This window comes from Streptoverticillium reticulum (genome assembly GCF_047456005.1).
In the GTDB taxonomy this organism is placed as follows: Bacteria; Actinomycetota; Actinomycetes; order Streptomycetales; family Streptomycetaceae; genus Streptomyces; species Streptomyces reticulum.
This window is the reverse complement of the sequence record NZ_CP179755.1, coordinates 3,924,606-3,941,154: the sequence shown is the minus strand read 5'-3', so window position 1 is coordinate 3,941,154 and position 16,549 is coordinate 3,924,606. Positions and strand designations below refer to the sequence as shown.

Below are 16,549 nucleotides of genomic sequence, written 5' to 3'. Positions count from 1 at the left end.
CCGGCCCGCCCGGGTGCCGCCCGGAGGTTAATGCGGAGCGCACCGGGGTGCGGGATGCGAAGATTGCGGGCATGACCACGCTCAAGTCCAAGCTTCAGGACGACCTCACTGCCGCCATCAAGGCGCGCGACGAGCTGCGCTCCTCCACGCTCCGCCTCACCCTCTCCGCGATCGGCTACGAGGAGACCGCGGGCAAGGTGGCCCGTGAGCTCTCGGACGACGAGGTGCTGAAGGTGATCACGCGCGAGGCGAAGAAGCGCCGCGAGGCCGCCGACGCCTTCGAGAAGGGCGGCCGCGCCGAGCAGGCCGAGCGCGAGCGCGCGGAGGGCGAGCTGCTCGCCGAATACCTGCCGAAGCAGCTGTCGGACGAGGAGCTCAACGCGGCCGTGGCGGAGGCCGTGGCCGAGGCGAAGGCCGGCGGCGCCGAGGGCCCGAAGGCCATGGGCGCCGTGATGAAGCTCGCGAACGCGAAGGTGGCGGGCCGCGCCGAGGGTGGCCGGGTGGCCGCCGCGGTCAAGCGGCTGCTCGCGGGCTGAGGCCCGGCTGCAGCGCGGAACACGTACGCGGCGCGGAACAACAGGAAGGGGCGCCCGACCACTGGTCGGGCGCCCCTTCCGTGTATCCGGTCGAACCTACTGCTGCTGCCCCTGCTGCTGGCCCTGCTGCCCCGGCTGACCGGGCTGCCCCGGCTGCTGCTCGTTGCCGGTCCCGCCGGTCACGGCCGGCGGGAGGGAGAGACCGGGCAGCGGGTCGGGCTTCGGGCTGCCTGGCTTGTTGTGCCCCGGCTTGTGGGATCCGCCGCCGGGCTTCTCGGTCCCGGGCTTGCCCGTCCCCGGCTTGTGCGTGCCCTGGCCCGCGCCGGTCCGGTCGTCACCTGTGCCCGTGCCGGTACCGGTGCCCGTGCTGCTGTCGTCGGCGGAGGAGGGGGCGAAGGCCGGTGCGTCGCGGCCGTCCAGCGCGCCGTTCATGGCGTCCCGCCAGATCGGGCCCGGGGTGTCCGCGCCGTAGACCTTGTCGTGGTAGACGCCGCCGATGGTGATGTTCTCCATGTCGACGCCCTTGGAGCCGGCCCCGCCGACCCACACGGCGCCGGCCATGTTCGGGGTGTAGCCCACGAACCAGGCGGCGCGGCGCTCGTCCGTCGTGCCCGTCTTGCCCGCGCTGTCCCGGCCGTCCAGCCCGGCCTCCTTGCCGGTGCCGTCCTCGACCACGCCCTTCAGCAGGGAGTTGACCGTGTCGGCCGTCTGCTCGGACATCGCCCGCGAGCACTGCGACTTGGGCACCCGGAGGGCCTTGCCGTCGGGGCCGGTGGCGGACTCGATGACGACGGGAGAGCAGTACGTGCCGTGGTTGGCGAAGGTCGCGTAGGCGGAGGCCATGGTGAGCGGGGACATGCCCTCGGTGCCGAGCGCGATCGACGGCACCTGCTCCATCTTGCTGCCATCGGCGGGCTTCACGCCCATCTTGGCCGCCATCTTGGTCACCGGGCAGATGCCCACGTCACCGATCAGCTGGATGAAGTAGGTGTTGACCGACTTGGCGGTCGCCTCCCGCATCCCGTACGGGCCGGACTCGCTGCGGTTCTCGTTGCTGACCATCGCACCCTCGGAATTCTCCCAGGTGCCCTTGCACTTCTCCACCGAGTCCGGGTACGCCATGCGGTACGGCGAGGGGTACGTCTGGTACGGCGAGATGCCCTGCTCCAGGGCGGCCGCCGCGACGATCGGCTTGAAGGTCGAACCGGTCTGGAAGCCGTAACTGGAGCCGCCCATGGCGTGGTCGGCGGAGAAGTTGATCTGCGTCTGGTTCTCGCCGAAGCCGTACGGCCGCGACTGGCCCATGCCGAGCACCTTGCCGGTGCCGGGCTGGACGATCGAGACGGCGGTGGCCACCGGGTCGGTCTGGTAGACGTGATCGGTGATCGACTTCTGGACGGACTTCTGGGTCTGCGGATCGAGGGTGGTGCGGATCGTCATGCCGCCCTCGTTCCAGCGCTTGGCCCGGGCCTCCTTCGTCTTGCCGAAGACGGGGTCCTGGAGGAAGACGCTGCGGACGTAGTCGCAGAAGAACCCCGCGCCGTCGACCGCCGTGATGCAGCCGCTCTTGGGCCTGCTGACGGTCAGATGGATCGGCTTGGCCTGCTCCGCCGCCGCCTGGGCGGGGGTGATGTCCTTGAGCTCGGCCATGCGCTGGAGCACGGTGTTCCGGCGCTTGGTGGCCTCCTTGGGAGCGAGGACGGGGTTGTAGCGGCTCGGCGACTGGACGAGGCCGGCCAACAGCGCGGACTCGCCGAGGTCGAGGTCCTTGGCGTGCTTGCTGAAGTAGCGCTGGGAGGCGGCCTCGACGCCGTAGGCCTGCTGCCCGAAGAAGGTGATGTTCAGGTAGTTGTTGAGGATCCGGTCCTTGCCGAGCTCCTTCTCCACCTGGACCGCGTACTTGAGCTCCTTGATCTTGCGGCCGATGGTCTGCTGGGTGGCCACGGCGACCTTGTCGGGGTCGTCGCCGGCCTCCTCGACGAAGACGTTCTTGACGTACTGCTGGGTGAGGGTGGACGCACCCTCCGAGACGCCGCCCGACTGGGCGTTCCTGTTTATCGCGCGGAGCACGCCCTTGGGGTCGATCGCTCCGTGCTCGTAGTAGCGCGAGTCCTCGATCGCCACGATCGCCTTGCGCATGTACGGGGAGATCTGGTCCAGCGGGACCACCGTGCGGTCGCGGGAGTAGACCTTCGCGATCTCGCCGCCCTGGGCGTCGAGGATGGTGGTGCGCTGGCTGAGGGGCGGTGTCTTGAGGTCGGCCGGGATCTCGTCGAAGCCCTCCATCGAGCCCTTGGCCACCAGGCCGAACGCGCCGATGCCCGGAAGGGCCAGACCTGCCAGCACGACTCCTGAAAGGACGCTGACACCGAGGAACTTCGCGGCCTGCCGGGTCACTGGACGACCCCCGCCGGAGCGCTTCATAGCCATGGAGGGAAGCCTACGTTCTCATTCGGCGGACAGACGCCCATGTGTTCGCCTACGCTGTTTCACGCCAGTCACTGCGATGCGCCCCAGCATCACCCTCGCCCTCACTCTTGTGGGTGATGAGGTGTGTCCGTATTGCCGCCTGTGTCGGTGGTTGCCCGCTCCGAGGCGGGCGAAACGCCCTCGTATGCAGGGGAAAGTCGCTGATGTCGTCAGCTCACTCCGTTGGGTGATCTGCCGCGTACGCATAGTCCGTTCGGGCCATTCAAGATTGGGCCCGAAGGGGGTGTTGCCCCCTGTCCGCCTTCCGTAACGTCCTCAACTGGCAACGGTGAATATGCCGCTGCCGCCGTGGGGGAGCCTCGATTCGGGAGAGGACGGCGCCAGCATGAGCTGGGTAACCGACTGGAGTGCGCAGGCCGCCTGCCGCACGACCGATCCGGATGAACTATTCGTTCAGGGCGCAGCGCAGAACAGGGCCAAGGCGGTCTGCACCGGCTGCCCGGTGCGCACGGAGTGCCTGGCCGACGCGTTGGACAACCGCGTCGAGTTCGGCGTGTGGGGCGGGATGACCGAGCGCGAGCGCCGGGCCCTGCTGCGACGCCGGCCGACCGTCACCTCCTGGCGCAGGCTCCTGGAGACGGCCCGCACGGAGTACGAGCGCGGCGCCGGCATCCTGCCCCTCGGGGACGAGGAGTACGACGAGTACGCCGCCGTGGGCTAGCCGCCCCGCTGTCTTGCAGCAGCACGGCGCCCGCCCGGCGCGCGTACCTGCTACGGCGTGCCGGCCTCTTCGCCGCCGTCGGCCGTGCCGACCGTGGCGTTCACGGTCCCGGTGGCGTCGCTGGCCCGTCTGCCGTCCTCGGCGTCCCCGGTGTCCTCGGCCTCCTCGGTTTCCTGCGCGACGGCTCCCTCCGTCACGCTTTCCGTCATGCCGTGGTCCACGGGCTGTGCGGCCAGCCGTTCGCCGATCGAGCGCAGCCCCACGAGGTCGTGCACATCGCCGGGCAGTGCGGCCACTTCCGCCACCGGCACCTCCGGGTGGAGGGCGGTGAAACGGTCCCGCGTGCGGCGCTCGCGGGCGAGCACCTGCATGCGCTCGGCGTGCAGCCGCAGCAGCCCGGCGGCGATCCGTGCAGCGGAGCCGTCCATGGCGCCCGCCGGGGCGTCCGGCGCCGGTGAGGGCAGTGATGCGGAAGGCGCTCCTGGTGACACGGGCCGGGGGAAGCCGCTCTCGGGAGAGGATGTGTCGGTGGGAGCGAGGGTGCCAGGGTCGTCAGCGGTACGTGAGCCAGCTTGCCCGCTGCCACGATCCACAATGCCGGAGCCGTCAAGATTTTCTGGGTATTCCGATGGTCGCGTGATCCCAACGGGGGCCGCGCTCCGCCCGGTTCGCCCGTTTCCCCCGGGACTGCAGTCCTCGCCGGAGGCGTCCGCCAGCACCTCGGCCGCGGCCAGGGCGCGCTCCGCCGAGAGCTCCGCCGCCCCGCTGCCGTGCACCCTGTTCAGCACGAGTCCGGCCAGCGGCATGCGCTCCGCGGCCAGCCGCTCGACGAAGTAGGCGGCCTCCCGCAGCGCGTCCCGCTCGGGCGCGGCGACGACGAGGAAGGCGGTGCCGGGCGCCTGGAGCAGTCGGTAGGTGGCATCAGCGCGGGTACGGAAGCCGCCGAACATGGTGTCCATCGCGGCGACGAAGGTCTGTACGTCACGCAGGAGTTGGGCACCCATCAGTTTGTTCAGGGGGCCGCTCATCATCGACATGCCGACGCCCAGGAACTTCATCCCGGCCCGGCCGCCGATCTTCGCCGGCGCCATCAGTACCTTGATCAGCTTGCCGTCCAGGAACGACCCCAGCCGCCCGGGGGCGTCCAGGAAGTCCAGCGCCGAGCGGCTGGGCGGGGTGTCCACGACGATCAGGTCCCACTCGTCCCGCGAGCGGAGCTGGCCGAGCTTCTCCATGGCCATGTACTCCTGCGTGCCGGCGAAACCGGCCGACAGGGACTGGTAGAAGGGGTTCTCCAGGATCGCCCGGGCGCGCTCCGGATCGGCGTGCGCCTCGACGATCTCGTCGAAGGTCCGCTTCATGTCCAGCATCATGGCGTGCAGTTCGCCGCCCGCCGACGTGTCGATGCCGGGCACCCGGCGCGGCACGTTGTCGAGTTCCTCGATGCCCATCGACTGGGCGAGCCTGCGGGCCGGGTCGATGGTGAGGACGACGGCCTTCCGGCCGCGCTCGGCGGCCCGCAGCCCCAGCGCCGCAGCCGTGGTGGTCTTGCCGACGCCGCCGGATCCGCAGCACACGACGATGCGGGTCCGGGGGTTGTCCAGGACGGGGTCGATGTCGAGCACCGTCGTGTCGTCCAGGCTCACCGGACCTCCTTGGTTTCGTTCTCCCCCAGAGCTGACGCCTGGGAGGTGCCCCCATCTCCGCCTGCACGGCGCAGAGGTGCGGCTATCGTCTGCACCTGCGGCCCGGCGGCCGTGCACGCGTCGCTCACAGGAATCCTTGCTTCCGCAGTTCGCGTGCCATGCGGTACAGGCCCGCCAGGTCCACGCCGTCGCCGAGCAGTTCGAGTTCGTAGGCGGGCAGGTCCAGCTTGGCGATCTCCGCGCGGCCCTGCTGCTCCAGCGCGAGCCGCTCGGTGTGCTCGCGGGCCTGTTCCAGCAGCGGACCGACCGGGGGCTCCACCGCACTGCCGGAGCCCGTGCGCTCCAGCGCGTGCGCCAGGGCGCCCGCCACGGCCGTCCGGCGGCCGTTGGCGGCGGCCTCGACGGCCGCCTCGTCCAGGATGCCCGGCCGGACCATGTTGACGACGACCCCGCCCACCGGAAGGTTCGCCGCACGCAGCTCGGCTATGCCGTCCACCGTCTCCTGGACCGGCATCTCCTCCAGCAGCGTCACCAAGTGCACAGCCGTCTCCGGTGACTTGAGGACGCGCATGACGGCCTGCGCCTGATTGTGGATCGGCCCGATCCGGGCCAGGCCCGCCACTTCGTCGTTCACGTTGAGGAAGCGGGTGACCCGCCCGGTGGGCGGTGCGTCCATCACGACGTGGTCGTAGACGAAGCTGCCGGAACGGTCCTTCCTGCGGACCGCCTCGCACGCCTTGCCGGTCAGCAGGACGTCCCGCAGGCCGGGTGCGATCGTCGTGGCGAAGTCGATCGCGCCGAGTTTCTTCAGCGCCCGCCCGGCGCTGCCGAGTTTGTAGAACATCTGGAGGTAGTCGAGCAGGGCCCGTTCGGCGTCGATGGCGAGCGCGTACACCTCGCCGCCGCCCGGTGCCACGGCGATCTTCCGCTCCTCATAGGGCAGTGCCTCCGTCTCGAAGAGCTGCGCGATCCCCTGCCGGCCTTCGACTTCGACCAGCAGTGTGCGTTTTCCCTCGGCGGCGAGGGCAAGCGCGAGGGCTGCGGCGACCGTGGTCTTGCCGGTACCGCCCTTGCCGCTGACGACATGGAGCCTGGTCATGGATCGGAGCCTAACCAAGTGCCGCGCGGGCTACGCACGAGGCTGTCGGTGGCAGGCATTACAGTCGGGCGCATGACCAAGTGGGAATACGCGACTGTGCCGCTGCTGGTGCACGCGACCAAGCAGATTCTGGACACCTGGGGCGAGGACGGCTGGGAGCTCGTCCAGGTCGTGCCCGGGCCGAACAACCCCGAGCAGCTGGTGGCCTACCTGAAGCGGCCGAGGACATGAGCGCCGTCGAGGACAGGCTCGCCGAGCTCGGTCTGACGCTTCCGGACGTCGTGCCGCCGCTCGCGGCCTACCAGCCGGCCGTGCGGTCGGGTGCGTATGTCTACACCGCCGGCCAGCTGCCCATGGTCAAGGGCTCGATCCCGGTGACCGGCAAGGTCGGCGCCGAGGTGAGCCCCGAGCAGGCCAAGGAGCTCGCGGGCGTCTGCGCGCTGAACGCCCTGGCAGCCGTGAAGTCCGTCATCGGCGACCTGGACAAGCTCGTCCGGGTGGTCAAGGTCGTCGGCTTCGTCGCCTCCGCGCCGGACTTCACCGGCCAGCCGGGCGTGCTGAACGGCGCGAGCGAGCTGCTGGGCGAGGTCCTGGGCGAGAAGGGCGTGCACGCGCGCTCGGCCGTGGGCGTGGCCGTCCTCCCGCTGGATGCGCCGGTCGAGGTCGAGATCGTGGTGGAGGTGCAGGACTGACGGTCCTGCCGTTCACCGCGAGGCCCTGTCCTCTCGAACATCCGAGCGTGAGCGCATAGCATCCGGCCATGTCGACTTCGAACGGCCAGTGGTACCCGCCGGAGTGGCCGGACCGGATCAGAGCGCTCGCGCGCGGTGCGCTCCGTCCCGCGGCGCCGCGCCGCGCTGCGACCGTCCTGCTGCTGCGCGCCGGAGCGGACGGCCGCCCGGTCGTCCACATGCTGCGCAGACGCGCCTCCATGGCTTTCGCCGGAGGCGCGTACGCGTATCCGGGCGGCTCCGTGGACCCGCGCGACGAGCGGGACGTCCCCTGGGCGGGCCCGTCGCCGGCCGACTGGGCGCGGCGGCTGGGCACCGGACCTGCCGAGGCCCAGGCCATCGTCTGCGCCGCGGTCCGCGAGACGTTCGAGGAGGCGGGCGTCCTGCTGGCCGGCCCCGCACCGGAGTCGGTCGTCGCGGACACCACGGGCGAGGACTGGGAGGCCGACCGGGCCGCGCTCGTCAGCCGGGAGCTGTCGTTCGCCGACTTCCTCGAGCGGCGCGGTCTGCTGCTCCGCAGCGACCTCCTCGGCGCCTGGGCGCGCTGGATCACGCCGGAGTTCGAGCCCCGCCGCTACGACACCTGGTTCTTCGTGGCCGCGCTCCCCGAGGGCCAGCGCACCCGTAACGCCTCCACGGAGGCCGACCGCACGGTGTGGACCACCCCCGCCGACGCCGCCGCCGGCTACGACCGCGGCGAACTGCTGATGATGCCGCCGACCATTTCCACCCTGCGCGCCCTGCAGCCCTACGCGAGCGTCCCGGAGGTCCTGGCGGCGGCACCCGGGCGGGATCTCGCCCCCGTGCTCGCCCGAGTGCGCCTCACGGCCGAGCACGGAGGCGAGATCGTGCTGAGCTGGCCGGGGCACGACGAGTTCACCCGGCACATCGAGCAGACCCCCGACCGCGCCGCCGGGGGACCCCCTCCCGGACCCTCAGGAGCCGACGCATGACGTACGCAACCGACCTTCCCGGACGGCCGCGCCCGGGGGCCGTCGGCGGCCCCGCGACCGAGCGCGCGGTCTGCGTGCTCGCGCCCAACCCGTCCGTCATGACGCTCGACGGCACCAACACCTGGATCGTCTCCGAACCCGGCTCCGACCTCGCCGTCGTCATCGACCCGGGCCCGCTGGACGAGACGCACCTCCAAACGGTCGTCTCCACCGCCGAGTCGGCGGGCAAGCGCATCGCCCTGACCCTGCTCACCCATGGCCACGCCGACCACTCGGGCGGCGCCGCACGGTTCGCCGAACTGACGGGGACGGCCGTCCGGGCGCTGGACCCCGCGCTGCGGCTGGGCGGTGAGGGGCTCGGCATCGGCGACGTCGTCACGACCGGTGGCCTGGAGCTGCACGTGCTGTCCACACCGGGGCACACGGCGGACTCGCTGTGCTTCCATCTGCCCGCCGACGGGGCGGTCTTCACGGGCGACACGGTGCTCGGCCGCGGCACCACGATCGTCGCGCACCCCGACGGGCGGCTGGGCGACTACCTCGACTCGCTGCGCAGGCTGCGCTCGCTCGCGGTCGACGAGCACGTGACCACCGTGCTGCCCGGCCACGGCCCGGTGCTGGACGACGCCCAGGGTGTCGTCGAGTACTACCTGGTCCACCGGGCCAAGCGCCTGGCCCAGGTCGAGACGGCCGTCGAGAACGGCCACTGCACGGCCGCCGAGGTCGTGGCGCACGTGTACGCGGACGTCGACCGCGCGCTGTGGCCCGCGGCCGAGCTGTCGGTGCGGGCGCAGCTGGACTACCTGGACGAGCACGGCCTGATCGGCGAATGACGGCATGACCGGGCCCCGCCTCGCACGCCGCGGCGTGCGGGGCGGGGCCCGGTGCGTCTGTGTCCGGCCGGCGCCGGGTCAGCGCGAGCGCTTGGCGAGCCGCTCCACGTCCAGCAGGATCACGGCACGGGCCTCCAGACGGAGCCAGCCGCGGCCCGCGAAGTCCGCGAGGGCCTTGTTGACGGTCTCCCGGGAGGCGCCGACGAGCTGCGCGAGCTCCTCCTGGGTGAGGTCGTGCACCACGTGGATGCCCTCCTCGGACTGCACGCCGAAGCGGCGCGACAGGTCGAGCAGGGCCTTGGCGACGCGGCCGGGGACGTCGGAGAAGACGAGGTCCGACATCGAGTCGTTGGTGCGGCGCAGGCGGCGGGCGACGGCGCGCAGCAGGGCGGTGGCCACCTCGGGGCGGGCGTTGAGCCAGGGCTGCAGGTCGCCGTGGCCCAGGCCGAGCAGCTTGACCTCGGTCAGCGCGGTGGCGGTGGCGGTGCGCGGACCCGGGTCGAAGAGGGACAGCTCGCCGATGAGCTCGCCGGGGCCCAGGACCGCCAGCATGTTCTCGCGGCCGTCGGGGGAGGTGCGGTGGAGCTTCACCTTGCCCTCGGTCACCACATAGAGCCGGTCGCCGGGGTCGCCTTCGTGGAACAGGGCGTCGCCCCTCGCGAGGGTGACCTCGCCCATGGAGGCGCGCAGCTCAGCGGCCTGCTCGTCATCGAGCGCCGCGAACAGCGGGGCGCGCCGCAGAACGTCGTCCACGAGTTCTCTCCTTGTCGACATGCACAGGGGACCGTGGTCCCCATGATGCCCGTCGGTAAAACTGTGTGATCAAACACAAGTGTGGCGCATCGTCGCACGAAGCCCTACGGCAGGGGTCCGATTGGGCTGTGGTTTTCCTGCGGCCGGGGCGGATGTCGGTGCTGGGCTTTAGTCTGGCCGGGTGTCCAATACGCCGGTGAGAGCACAGGGCAAGGGGGCCGGGAGGGTGACCACGGCCGGTAATTCTGCTGTGGGCGAACGCGCCCCGGCGAAGGCGGCGAAAGGCGTGACAGGGGGCAAACGGAAGCCCGCTGCCGGGCCCGAGTCGCGGACGGCGCTGGTCCGCCGCGCCCGCCGGATCAACCGCGAGCTCGCCGAGGTCTATCCGTACGCCCATCCCGAGCTGGACTTCGAGAACCCCTTCCAGCTCCTGGTCGCCACGGTCCTCTCCGCCCAGACCACCGACCTCCGCGTCAACCAGACCACCCCCGCGCTCTTCGCCGCCTACCCCACGCCGGAGGACATGGCGGCCGCCGACCCCGAGACGCTGGAACAGCTGATCCGGCCGACGGGCTTCTTCCGCGCCAAGACCAAGTCCCTCATAGGGCTCTCCACCGCCCTGCGCGACCGCTTCGGCGGCGAGGTGCCGGGCCGCCTGGAGGATCTGGTGACCCTCCCCGGCGTCGGCCGCAAGACCGCCAACGTGGTGCTGGGTAACGCCTTCGGCGTCCCGGGCATCACCGTGGACACGCACTTCGGACGGCTCGTCCGGCGCTGGAAGTGGACGGAGCAGGAGGACCCCGACAAGGTCGAGGCGGAGGTCGGCGCCCTCTTCCCGAAGAGCGAGTGGACGATGCTCTCGCACCGGGTCATCTTCCACGGCCGGCGCGTGTGCCACGCCCGGAAGCCCGCCTGCGGCGCCTGTCCGATCGCCCCGCTCTGCCCGGCGTACGGAGAGGGCGAGACGGACCCGGAGAAGGCCAGAAAGCTGCTCAAGTACGAGATGGGCGGCGGCCCGGGCCAGCGGCTCAAGCCCCCGCCGGGCTTCCCCGGCCCGCCCGCACCCCCGCTGGGAGCCGAGTGACATGGCGAAACGCATGACGAGCGCCTGCGGCGGAGGGGTCGGCCGGACCGGAGGAGCCGAGGTGAGCACCGAGGGGCTCCCGGAATGGCTGGATCCCCTCGTGCAGGTCTCCGAAACGATCCGGCCGCAGCAGCTCAGCCGCTTCCTGCCGCCGCAGGAGGGCGGTCGGCAGTCCGCCGTGCTGGTGCTCTTCGGCGAGGGCGAACGGGGCCCGGAGCTGCTGCTCCTGGAGCGCGCCGGGACCCTGCGCTCGCACGCCGGCCAGCCCTCCTTCCCCGGCGGCGCCCTCGACCCGGAGGACGGCGACCCGGCCGACGGCGGGCCGGTGCGGGCCGCGCTGCGCGAGGCGGAGGAGGAGACCGGCCTCGACCCCTCCGGGGTCCAGGTCTTCGGCGTGCTGCCCCGGCTCTACATCCCCGTCAGCGACTTCGTCGTCACGCCGGTCCTCGGCTGGTGGCGCGAGCCCAGCGCGATCGGGCCGGTCGATCCGCGGGAGACGGCCCGGGTCTTCACCGTCCCGGTCGCCGAGCTGACCGACCCGCGCAACCGGGCGACGGCCGTCCACCCCAGCGGCCACCAGGGCCCGGTCTTCAGCGTCGGCAACGCCGTCGTCTGGGGCTTCACCGCAGGCGTGATCGACCGGCTGCTGCACTACGCGGGCTGGGAGCGCCCCTGGGACCGCGAGCGGCAGGTACCGGTGGACTGGCGTGGCTGACGGGCATGAGACGGTGGCCTCCGCGCCACCCCACCCCCCACAGCCGGCGACCCGGCCGACCATCTCCGAGCGAGGCATTCTTCGGTGAACGTGCTGGACATCGTGCTGCTGATCGCCGCCGTGTGGTTCGCGGTCGTCGGCTACCGCCAGGGGTTCGTCGTCGGCGTGCTCTCGGTGATCGGTTTCCTCGGCGGCGGGCTGGCCGCGGTCTACGCCCTGCCCGTGATCTGGGACAGCGCCACCGGCGGTTCCCCTCCGGGCGGCGTCGCGGCCATCGCGGCCGTGGCCATCGTCATCGTCTGCGCCTCCGTGGGCCAGGCCGCCACCACCCACCTCGGCAACAAGCTGCGCCGCCACATCACCTGGTCCCCGGCCCGGGCCCTGGACGCCACGGGCGGTGCGCTCGTCAACGTCGTCGCCATGCTGCTGGTCGCCTGGCTGATCGGCTCCGCCCTCGCCGGGACGTCCCTGCCCACGCTGGGCAAGGAGGTCCGCAGCTCCAAGGTGCTGCTCGGCGTCGCGCGCGTCGTCCCGCAGCAGGCCAACACCTGGTTCGCGGACTTCAGCACCGTCCTCGCGCAGAACGGCTTCCCGCAGGTCTTCGCGCCGTTCTCCACCGAGCCCATCACCTCGGTGCCCGCCCCCGACCCGGCGCTCGCGGGCAGCCCCGTCGCCGCCGAGGCCCAGCGCAGCATCGTCAAGGTCGTCGGCAACGCCCCCGGCTGCGGCAAGGTCCTGGAGGGCAGCGGCTTCGTCTTCGCACCGGGCCGGGTGATGACCAACGCCCATGTCGTCGGCGGCGTGGACGAGCCCACCGTGCAGATCGGCGGCCAGGGCAAGCTGCACGAGGCGCGCGTCGTGCTCTACGACTGGAAGCGCGACATCGCGGTCCTCGACGTACCGTCACTCGACGCGCCCGTCCTGCACTTCGCCGGCTCCGACGCGGAGAGCGGCAAGAGCGCCATCGTGGCCGGCTTCCCCGAGAACGGCGCCTACGACGTGCGCTCGGCCCGCATCCGCAGCCGAGTCCAGGCCAACGGTCCGGACATCTACCACCGCGGCAACGTCCGCCGCGACGTCTACTCGCTCTACGCCACCGTCCGACAGGGCAACTCCGGCGGCCCGCTGCTCACTCCGGAGGGCAAGGTCTACGGAGTGGTCTTCGCCAAGTCCCTCGACGACGCCGACACCGGCTACGCCCTCACCGCGGACGAGGTGCGCGAGGACGCGGTGAACGGCCGTACGGCGACGGGCAGGGCGGACACGCAGGGCTGCGCCCTCTGACGCGGCTCGGACTGCGTCCGGGGCCCTGCGATCGCCCCGGCGGTGCGGGCTCCGCCCGGAACCGTGGCCCGTACGACGGCTGCGCGCTCAGCGGCTGCGCGGATGGCGCAGCCGCGCCGAGACCCAGCGGGCGCGGCGGTGGATGATGCGGGGGATGCCGATGCGGGGATCGTGCCCGGCCTCCGGCCGATGACCGCCCCTCTCGGGTGCTTCCGTCACAGCCAGCGCGGCATCGCCCTTGGTGCTGCGCTCCTGCGTCACGTCACGGTAGTCGTGCGTCCAGCCCATACCGAATGCTCTGCCCGGGCCCGGAGGTCCGTAATCGCCTGCGGGTCCGGCAATTGGCCTATGCGCCGGGCAAGTGGCCGCCGGACCCGGGCCGGGCCCTCGGTCCTCCAACGGCCGGGCCCGGGGTACTTGAGCCAGCTCACTAACGGTCGGGTTCCGGGTCTTTCAGTCAGCTGACGAGCTCCGACGAGGACGCCGCCGGATCCTCCTCGTGCGGGCTGTCATTCCCGGGGGACAGCCCCCGGACCCCCGGGCCGGGCCGGGCGCCGTCTAACGGTCGGGTTCCGGGTCTTTCAGCCAGCTGACGAGCTCCGACGAGGACGCCGCCGGATCCTCCTCGTGCGGGCTGTCATTCCCGGGGGACAACCCCCGGACCCCGGGCCGGGCCGGGCGCCGTCTAACGGTCGGGTTCCGGGTCTTTCAGCCAGCTCACCAGCTCCGACGAGAACGCCGCCGGATCCTCCTCGTGCGGGAAGTGGCCCAGCCCGTCGAAGAGCCGCCAGCGGTACGGTGCCTCCACGTACTCCCCGGAGCCCGCCGCGCTGCGGGTGCGCATCACCGGATCGAGGGATCCGTGCAGGTGCAGGGTGGGCACCCGCACCGGCCGCTTCATCCGGCGGTTGAACTGGACGCCGTCCGGGCGGGCCATCGACCGCACCATCCAGCGGTACGGCTCGATCGAGCAGTGCGCCGTCGAGGGGATCGACATGGCCCGCCGGTAGACCTCGACCGTCGCGTCGTCCGGCAGCCGCGGCCCTGACCAGTCCCGTACCAGCCGGCCGACCAGGGCGGCGTCGTCCGCGATCAGCTGACGCTCCGGCAGCCACGGCCGCTGGAACCCCCACACGTAGGAGCCCGCCGCGCTCTGCCGGACATCGGTGAGCATCGCGGAGCGCCAGCGGCGCGGGTGCGGCATCGAGGACACCGCGAGCCGGCGCACCAGCTTGGGCCGCATCACGGCCGCGGTCCACGCCAGGTAGCCGCCCAGGTCGTGGCCGACGAGCGCGGCGTCGGGCTCGCCGAGGGAGCGGATCACACCGGTGATGTCGAGGGCCAGGTTCGCCGGATCGTAGCCCCGGGGCGTACGGTCGCTGCCGCCCACGCCGCGCAGGTCCATGGCGACCGCGCGGAACCCCGCCTCCGCGAGGGCGGGCATCTGGTGGCGCCAGGTCCACCAGAACTGCGGGAAGCCGTGCAACAGCAGTACCAGCGGCCCCTCGCCCATCTCGGCGATGTGGAACCGCGCCCCGTTCGCCGCGACCTCCCGATGGGTCCACGGGCCGTCGGGACGGACGACCGAGGCGGGGGAGGCCGCAGCGGCCGACGGGGGACCCGGCACGGCGGGCCTGTCGGGGCCGGGGGACGCGGGCGCTGCAGGAGAGTCGGGCACCGTCATACGGACGAGCGTGTCACAGATGCGTCCGTCTGGCCGGTGTCGGCCGGAGAACGCGGGTGCGGCTTGACCGTGCCCAGCACCGCCGCCGTCTCGCGCGCCGAGGCGATGCTCTTCTCCGGCTTGGAGATCTTCTTGAACTTGGCCACGGCCAGCAGCACGAGCACGGCGGCGATCAGCAGGAACGCTCCGCCAGTGATCAGGAAGGACCAGGCGAGCCCCAGGCCGAGGTTGTGGATCCCGTACGCCGCCGCGAAGCTGAGCACCGGCAGGGAGAACAGCGCCAGCGCTCCCGCGGCGGCGACCGCACCGCCGCCGATGCCCAGCCGCCGTGCGTCCTCCCGCAGCTCGGCCTTGGCCAGTGCGATCTCGTCGTGCACCAGCGCGGACAGCTCGGTGGTGGCCGTCGCCACCAGCTGGCCGAGGCTGCGGTTCGCGCCGTCGTCGGCTGCGCTCATCGGCTGCTCCCTCATCGTCATCAGCTTCGTCCTCCGCGGAGATCCTGGAGATCCTGGAGATCCGGCGAGTACCTACCCACCGTGCGCACGGCGGGCCGGTTTTCGCAGGTTCCGCAGAGGTAAAGACTCTCAGATCATGCCGGACCATCCTCCCCGGCGGGGCGCCCGGCGGCGACTTGCGCCAGCCTGCGGTGCTCGGCGGCCTTCGCCTCGAGGAGCGCGGCCATGCGCAGGTGGTAGTCGGGGTTGCCCTGCTCGTAGATGTCCGGGATGCCGTCGAGGTCCTCGTCCCGGTCCTCGTCGGCGCAGAGCTTCTTGTACTTGTTGTCGCGCAGCTTGAGCAGGGTGGCGGCGAGCACCGCCGCTATCAGGGACCCGACCAGCACGGCAGCCTTGACCTCGGAGGTCAGCACCGCGTCCCCGGCGAAGGCGAGCTCGCCGATCAGCAGGGACACCGTGAAGCCGATGCCGGCCAGCGTGGCGACGGCGAACACGTCCGGCCACTTGAGGTCCGGATTGAGCTCCGCCCTGGTGAACCGTGCTGCCGTCCAGGTGCCGCCGAAGACGCCGATCGCCTTGCCGAGCACCAGGCCGAGGACGACGCCGAGCGTCTCGGGCCGCCGGAAGACGTCCGACAGTGCGCCGCCGGACAGCGTCACGCCTGCCGAGAAGAGTGCGAACAGCGGCACGGCCAGGCCTGCCGACAGGGGGCGCACGAGGTGCTCGATGTGCTCGCCGGGGGAGTGCCGCTCGTCGTCGTGCCGGGTGCAGCGCAGCATCAGGCCCATGGCGACGCCCGCGATGGTCGCGTGCACGCCGCTGTTGTACATGAGCGCCCAGTTGGTCACTGCCAGCGGGACGTAGACGTACCAGCCGCGCACCCCCTTGCGCAGCAGCAGCCAGAAGACGGCCAGTCCCAGAAAGGCGAAGCCCAGAGCCGCAAAGTTGATCTTCTGGGTGAAGAAGATCGCGATGATCAGGATGGCGAACAGGTCGTCGACGACCGCGAGCGTCAGCAGGAACGCGCGCAGCGCCGACGGCAGGGACGTGCCGATGACCGCCAGCACGGCGAGGGCGAAGGCGATGTCGGTGGCGGTGGGCACGGCCCAGCCGCCCAGGGAACCACCGCCGCTCTTCGCGACCGTGAAGTAGACGACCGCCGGCATCGCCATGCCGCAGATCGCGGCGACCACGGGCAGCAGGGCGGCCTTGGGGTCGCGCAGCTCACCGGCGACCAGCTCGCGCTTGAGCTCGATGCCGGCGACGAAGAAGAAGACTGCCAGCAGGCCGTCGGCCGCCCAGTGCTGGACGGAGAGGTTCAGCCCGAGGGAGCCGGGGCCCAGATGGAAGGAGCGGACCGCCTCGTAGCTCTCCCGCAGCGGGGTGTTCGCCCAGATCAGCGCGGCGACGGCTGCCGCCAGCAGCAGCACGCCGCCGACGGTCTCGGTACGCAGGGCTTCCGCCAGGTAGTTCCGTTCGGGCAGGGGCAGCCTGCCGAGGAAGACGGAACGGCGGTTCTTGGGCGCGGCCACGGCGGTGGACCTCCTGGGGGTCGACTGAAACACGTGGGTACACGTGTGCTGTGTGCCGACCAGACTTCCCGGCGCGCCCCTGATTCTTGTCGC

The 16,549-nt window shown here is 71.8% G+C and carries 17 protein-coding genes; 9 read left to right on the top strand and 8 right to left on the bottom strand.

What is annotated here, in order from left to right; translation table 11 throughout:
• The first annotated feature begins 71 nt into the window (after window positions 1-71).
• Window positions 72-536 carry a GatB/YqeY domain-containing protein gene (locus tag ACMATS_RS17820; RefSeq protein ID WP_390776986.1) on the top strand — a complete coding sequence of 155 codons (465 nt, stop codon included), beginning with the start codon at window positions 72-74 and terminating at the stop codon, window positions 534-536.
• 96 nt (window positions 537-632) lie between these two features.
• Here ACMATS_RS17820 and ACMATS_RS17815 read toward each other — a convergent pair whose 3' ends face one another.
• Window positions 633-2,966, bottom strand: a complete 2,334-nt coding sequence (locus ACMATS_RS17815) for a transglycosylase domain-containing protein (RefSeq protein WP_414168430.1) — start codon at window positions 2,964-2,966, stop codon at window positions 633-635.
• Window positions 2,967-3,351: 385 nt separating this feature from the next.
• Between ACMATS_RS17815 and ACMATS_RS17810 the strand changes: the two genes are divergently transcribed.
• Window positions 3,352-3,687, top strand: a complete 336-nt coding sequence (locus ACMATS_RS17810; RefSeq protein WP_336410594.1) for a WhiB family transcriptional regulator — start codon at window positions 3,352-3,354, stop codon at window positions 3,685-3,687.
• Window positions 3,688-3,737: 50 nt separating this feature from the next.
• Here the strand turns inward: ACMATS_RS17810 and ACMATS_RS17805 are convergent, their stop codons facing one another.
• Window positions 3,738-5,333, bottom strand: a complete 1,596-nt coding sequence (locus ACMATS_RS17805) for an ArsA-related P-loop ATPase (protein ID WP_414168428.1) — start codon at window positions 5,331-5,333, stop codon at window positions 3,738-3,740.
• 124 nt (window positions 5,334-5,457) lie between these two features.
• Window positions 5,458-6,432, bottom strand: coding sequence for an ArsA family ATPase (locus ACMATS_RS17800; protein ID WP_390776983.1), 975 nt, complete (start codon window positions 6,430-6,432; stop codon window positions 5,458-5,460).
• 72 nt (window positions 6,433-6,504) lie between these two features.
• On the opposite strand from ACMATS_RS17800, the gene ACMATS_RS17795 reads away from it, so the two are divergent.
• The 4 genes from ACMATS_RS17795 (at window position 6,505) to ACMATS_RS17780 (ending at window position 8,949) form a co-directional block, all read left to right on the top strand.
• Window positions 6,505-6,663 carry a DUF4177 domain-containing protein gene (locus ACMATS_RS17795; protein ID WP_336410597.1) on the top strand — a complete coding sequence of 53 codons (159 nt, stop codon included), beginning with the start codon at window positions 6,505-6,507 and terminating at the stop codon, window positions 6,661-6,663.
• Complete coding sequence (locus tag ACMATS_RS17790) at window positions 6,660-7,124, top strand: RidA family protein (RefSeq protein WP_336410598.1); 465 nt, start codon at window positions 6,660-6,662, stop codon at window positions 7,122-7,124. Before ACMATS_RS17795 ends, ACMATS_RS17790 begins: the two co-directional genes overlap by 4 nt.
• A 68-nt stretch (window positions 7,125-7,192) precedes the next feature.
• Window positions 7,193-8,116, top strand: coding sequence for an NUDIX hydrolase (locus tag ACMATS_RS17785; RefSeq protein ID WP_390776982.1), 924 nt, complete (start codon window positions 7,193-7,195; stop codon window positions 8,114-8,116).
• Window positions 8,113-8,949, top strand: a complete 837-nt coding sequence (locus ACMATS_RS17780; protein WP_390776981.1) for an MBL fold metallo-hydrolase — start codon at window positions 8,113-8,115, stop codon at window positions 8,947-8,949. Before ACMATS_RS17785 ends, ACMATS_RS17780 begins: the two co-directional genes overlap by 4 nt.
• 78 nt (window positions 8,950-9,027) lie before the next feature.
• Here the strand turns inward: ACMATS_RS17780 and ACMATS_RS17775 are convergent, their stop codons facing one another.
• A complete protein-coding gene (locus ACMATS_RS17775; protein ID WP_004939715.1) occupies window positions 9,028-9,702 on the bottom strand; it encodes a Crp/Fnr family transcriptional regulator in 675 nt (224 codons plus the stop codon).
• 286 nt (window positions 9,703-9,988) lie between these two features.
• Here ACMATS_RS17775 and nth point away from each other — a divergent pair, with 286 nt between their 5' ends.
• The 3 genes from nth to ACMATS_RS17760 all read left to right on the top strand — a co-directional run bounded on the left by nth (window position 9,989) and on the right by ACMATS_RS17760 (window position 12,785).
• Window positions 9,989-10,786 (top strand): endonuclease III, encoded by a 798-nt coding sequence (gene nth, locus ACMATS_RS17770; protein WP_390776980.1) that lies wholly within the window; start codon window positions 9,989-9,991, stop codon window positions 10,784-10,786.
• Between the two features lie 13 nt (window positions 10,787-10,799).
• Entirely contained in the window at window positions 10,800-11,501 is a 702-nt protein-coding gene (locus ACMATS_RS17765) for an NUDIX hydrolase (RefSeq protein WP_390777385.1), read from the top strand.
• Between the two features lie 84 nt (window positions 11,502-11,585).
• The gene (locus tag ACMATS_RS17760; protein WP_390776979.1) at window positions 11,586-12,785 is read left to right on the top strand and encodes a MarP family serine protease; all 1,200 of its coding nucleotides are present in this window, start codon (window positions 11,586-11,588) and stop codon (window positions 12,783-12,785) included.
• A gap of 87 nt (window positions 12,786-12,872) precedes the next feature.
• Here ACMATS_RS17760 and ACMATS_RS17755 read toward each other — a convergent pair whose 3' ends face one another.
• The 4 genes from ACMATS_RS17755 to nhaA form a co-directional block, all read right to left on the bottom strand.
• Window positions 12,873-13,073 carry a hypothetical protein gene (locus ACMATS_RS17755; protein ID WP_336410603.1) on the bottom strand — a complete coding sequence of 67 codons (201 nt, stop codon included), beginning with the start codon at window positions 13,071-13,073 and terminating at the stop codon, window positions 12,873-12,875.
• A 397-nt stretch (window positions 13,074-13,470) separates the two neighbouring features.
• Window positions 13,471-14,469: an alpha/beta fold hydrolase gene (locus ACMATS_RS17750; protein WP_390776977.1), complete on the bottom strand. Its 999-nt coding sequence runs from the start codon at window positions 14,467-14,469 to the stop codon at window positions 13,471-13,473.
• On the bottom strand, window positions 14,466-14,924 hold the full coding sequence (locus ACMATS_RS17745; protein ID WP_336410605.1) for a phage holin family protein: 459 nt from the start codon (window positions 14,922-14,924) through the stop codon (window positions 14,466-14,468). The genes ACMATS_RS17750 and ACMATS_RS17745 overlap by 4 nt, the downstream gene beginning before the upstream one ends.
• A gap of 134 nt (window positions 14,925-15,058) precedes the next feature.
• Complete coding sequence (gene nhaA, locus ACMATS_RS17740) at window positions 15,059-16,456, bottom strand: Na+/H+ antiporter NhaA (protein ID WP_390776976.1); 1,398 nt, start codon at window positions 16,454-16,456, stop codon at window positions 15,059-15,061.
• Window positions 16,457-16,549: the final 93 nt, after the last annotated feature.

Coding starts and splice junctions, on each gene's coding strand:
- ACMATS_RS17780 (WP_390776981.1), top strand. CDS start 8,113: ATGACGTACGCAACCGACCTTCCCGGACGGCCGCGCCCGGGGGCCGTC.
- ACMATS_RS17820 (WP_390776986.1), top strand. CDS start 72: ATGACCACGCTCAAGTCCAAGCTTCAGGACGACCTCACTGCCGCCATC.
- ACMATS_RS17750 (WP_390776977.1), bottom strand. CDS start 14,469: ATGACGGTGCCCGACTCTCCTGCAGCGCCCGCGTCCCCCGGCCCCGAC.
- ACMATS_RS17790 (WP_336410598.1), top strand. CDS start 6,660: ATGAGCGCCGTCGAGGACAGGCTCGCCGAGCTCGGTCTGACGCTTCCG.
- ACMATS_RS17810 (WP_336410594.1), top strand. CDS start 3,352: ATGAGCTGGGTAACCGACTGGAGTGCGCAGGCCGCCTGCCGCACGACC.
- ACMATS_RS17800 (WP_390776983.1), bottom strand. CDS start 6,432: ATGACCAGGCTCCATGTCGTCAGCGGCAAGGGCGGTACCGGCAAGACC.
- ACMATS_RS17755 (WP_336410603.1), bottom strand. CDS start 13,073: ATGGGCTGGACGCACGACTACCGTGACGTGACGCAGGAGCGCAGCACC.
- ACMATS_RS17765 (WP_390777385.1), top strand. CDS start 10,800: ATGACGAGCGCCTGCGGCGGAGGGGTCGGCCGGACCGGAGGAGCCGAG.
- ACMATS_RS17815 (WP_414168430.1), bottom strand. CDS start 2,966: ATGGCTATGAAGCGCTCCGGCGGGGGTCGTCCAGTGACCCGGCAGGCC.
- ACMATS_RS17745 (WP_336410605.1), bottom strand. CDS start 14,924: ATGAGCGCAGCCGACGACGGCGCGAACCGCAGCCTCGGCCAGCTGGTG.
- ACMATS_RS17795 (WP_336410597.1), top strand. CDS start 6,505: ATGACCAAGTGGGAATACGCGACTGTGCCGCTGCTGGTGCACGCGACC.
- ACMATS_RS17785 (WP_390776982.1), top strand. CDS start 7,193: ATGTCGACTTCGAACGGCCAGTGGTACCCGCCGGAGTGGCCGGACCGG.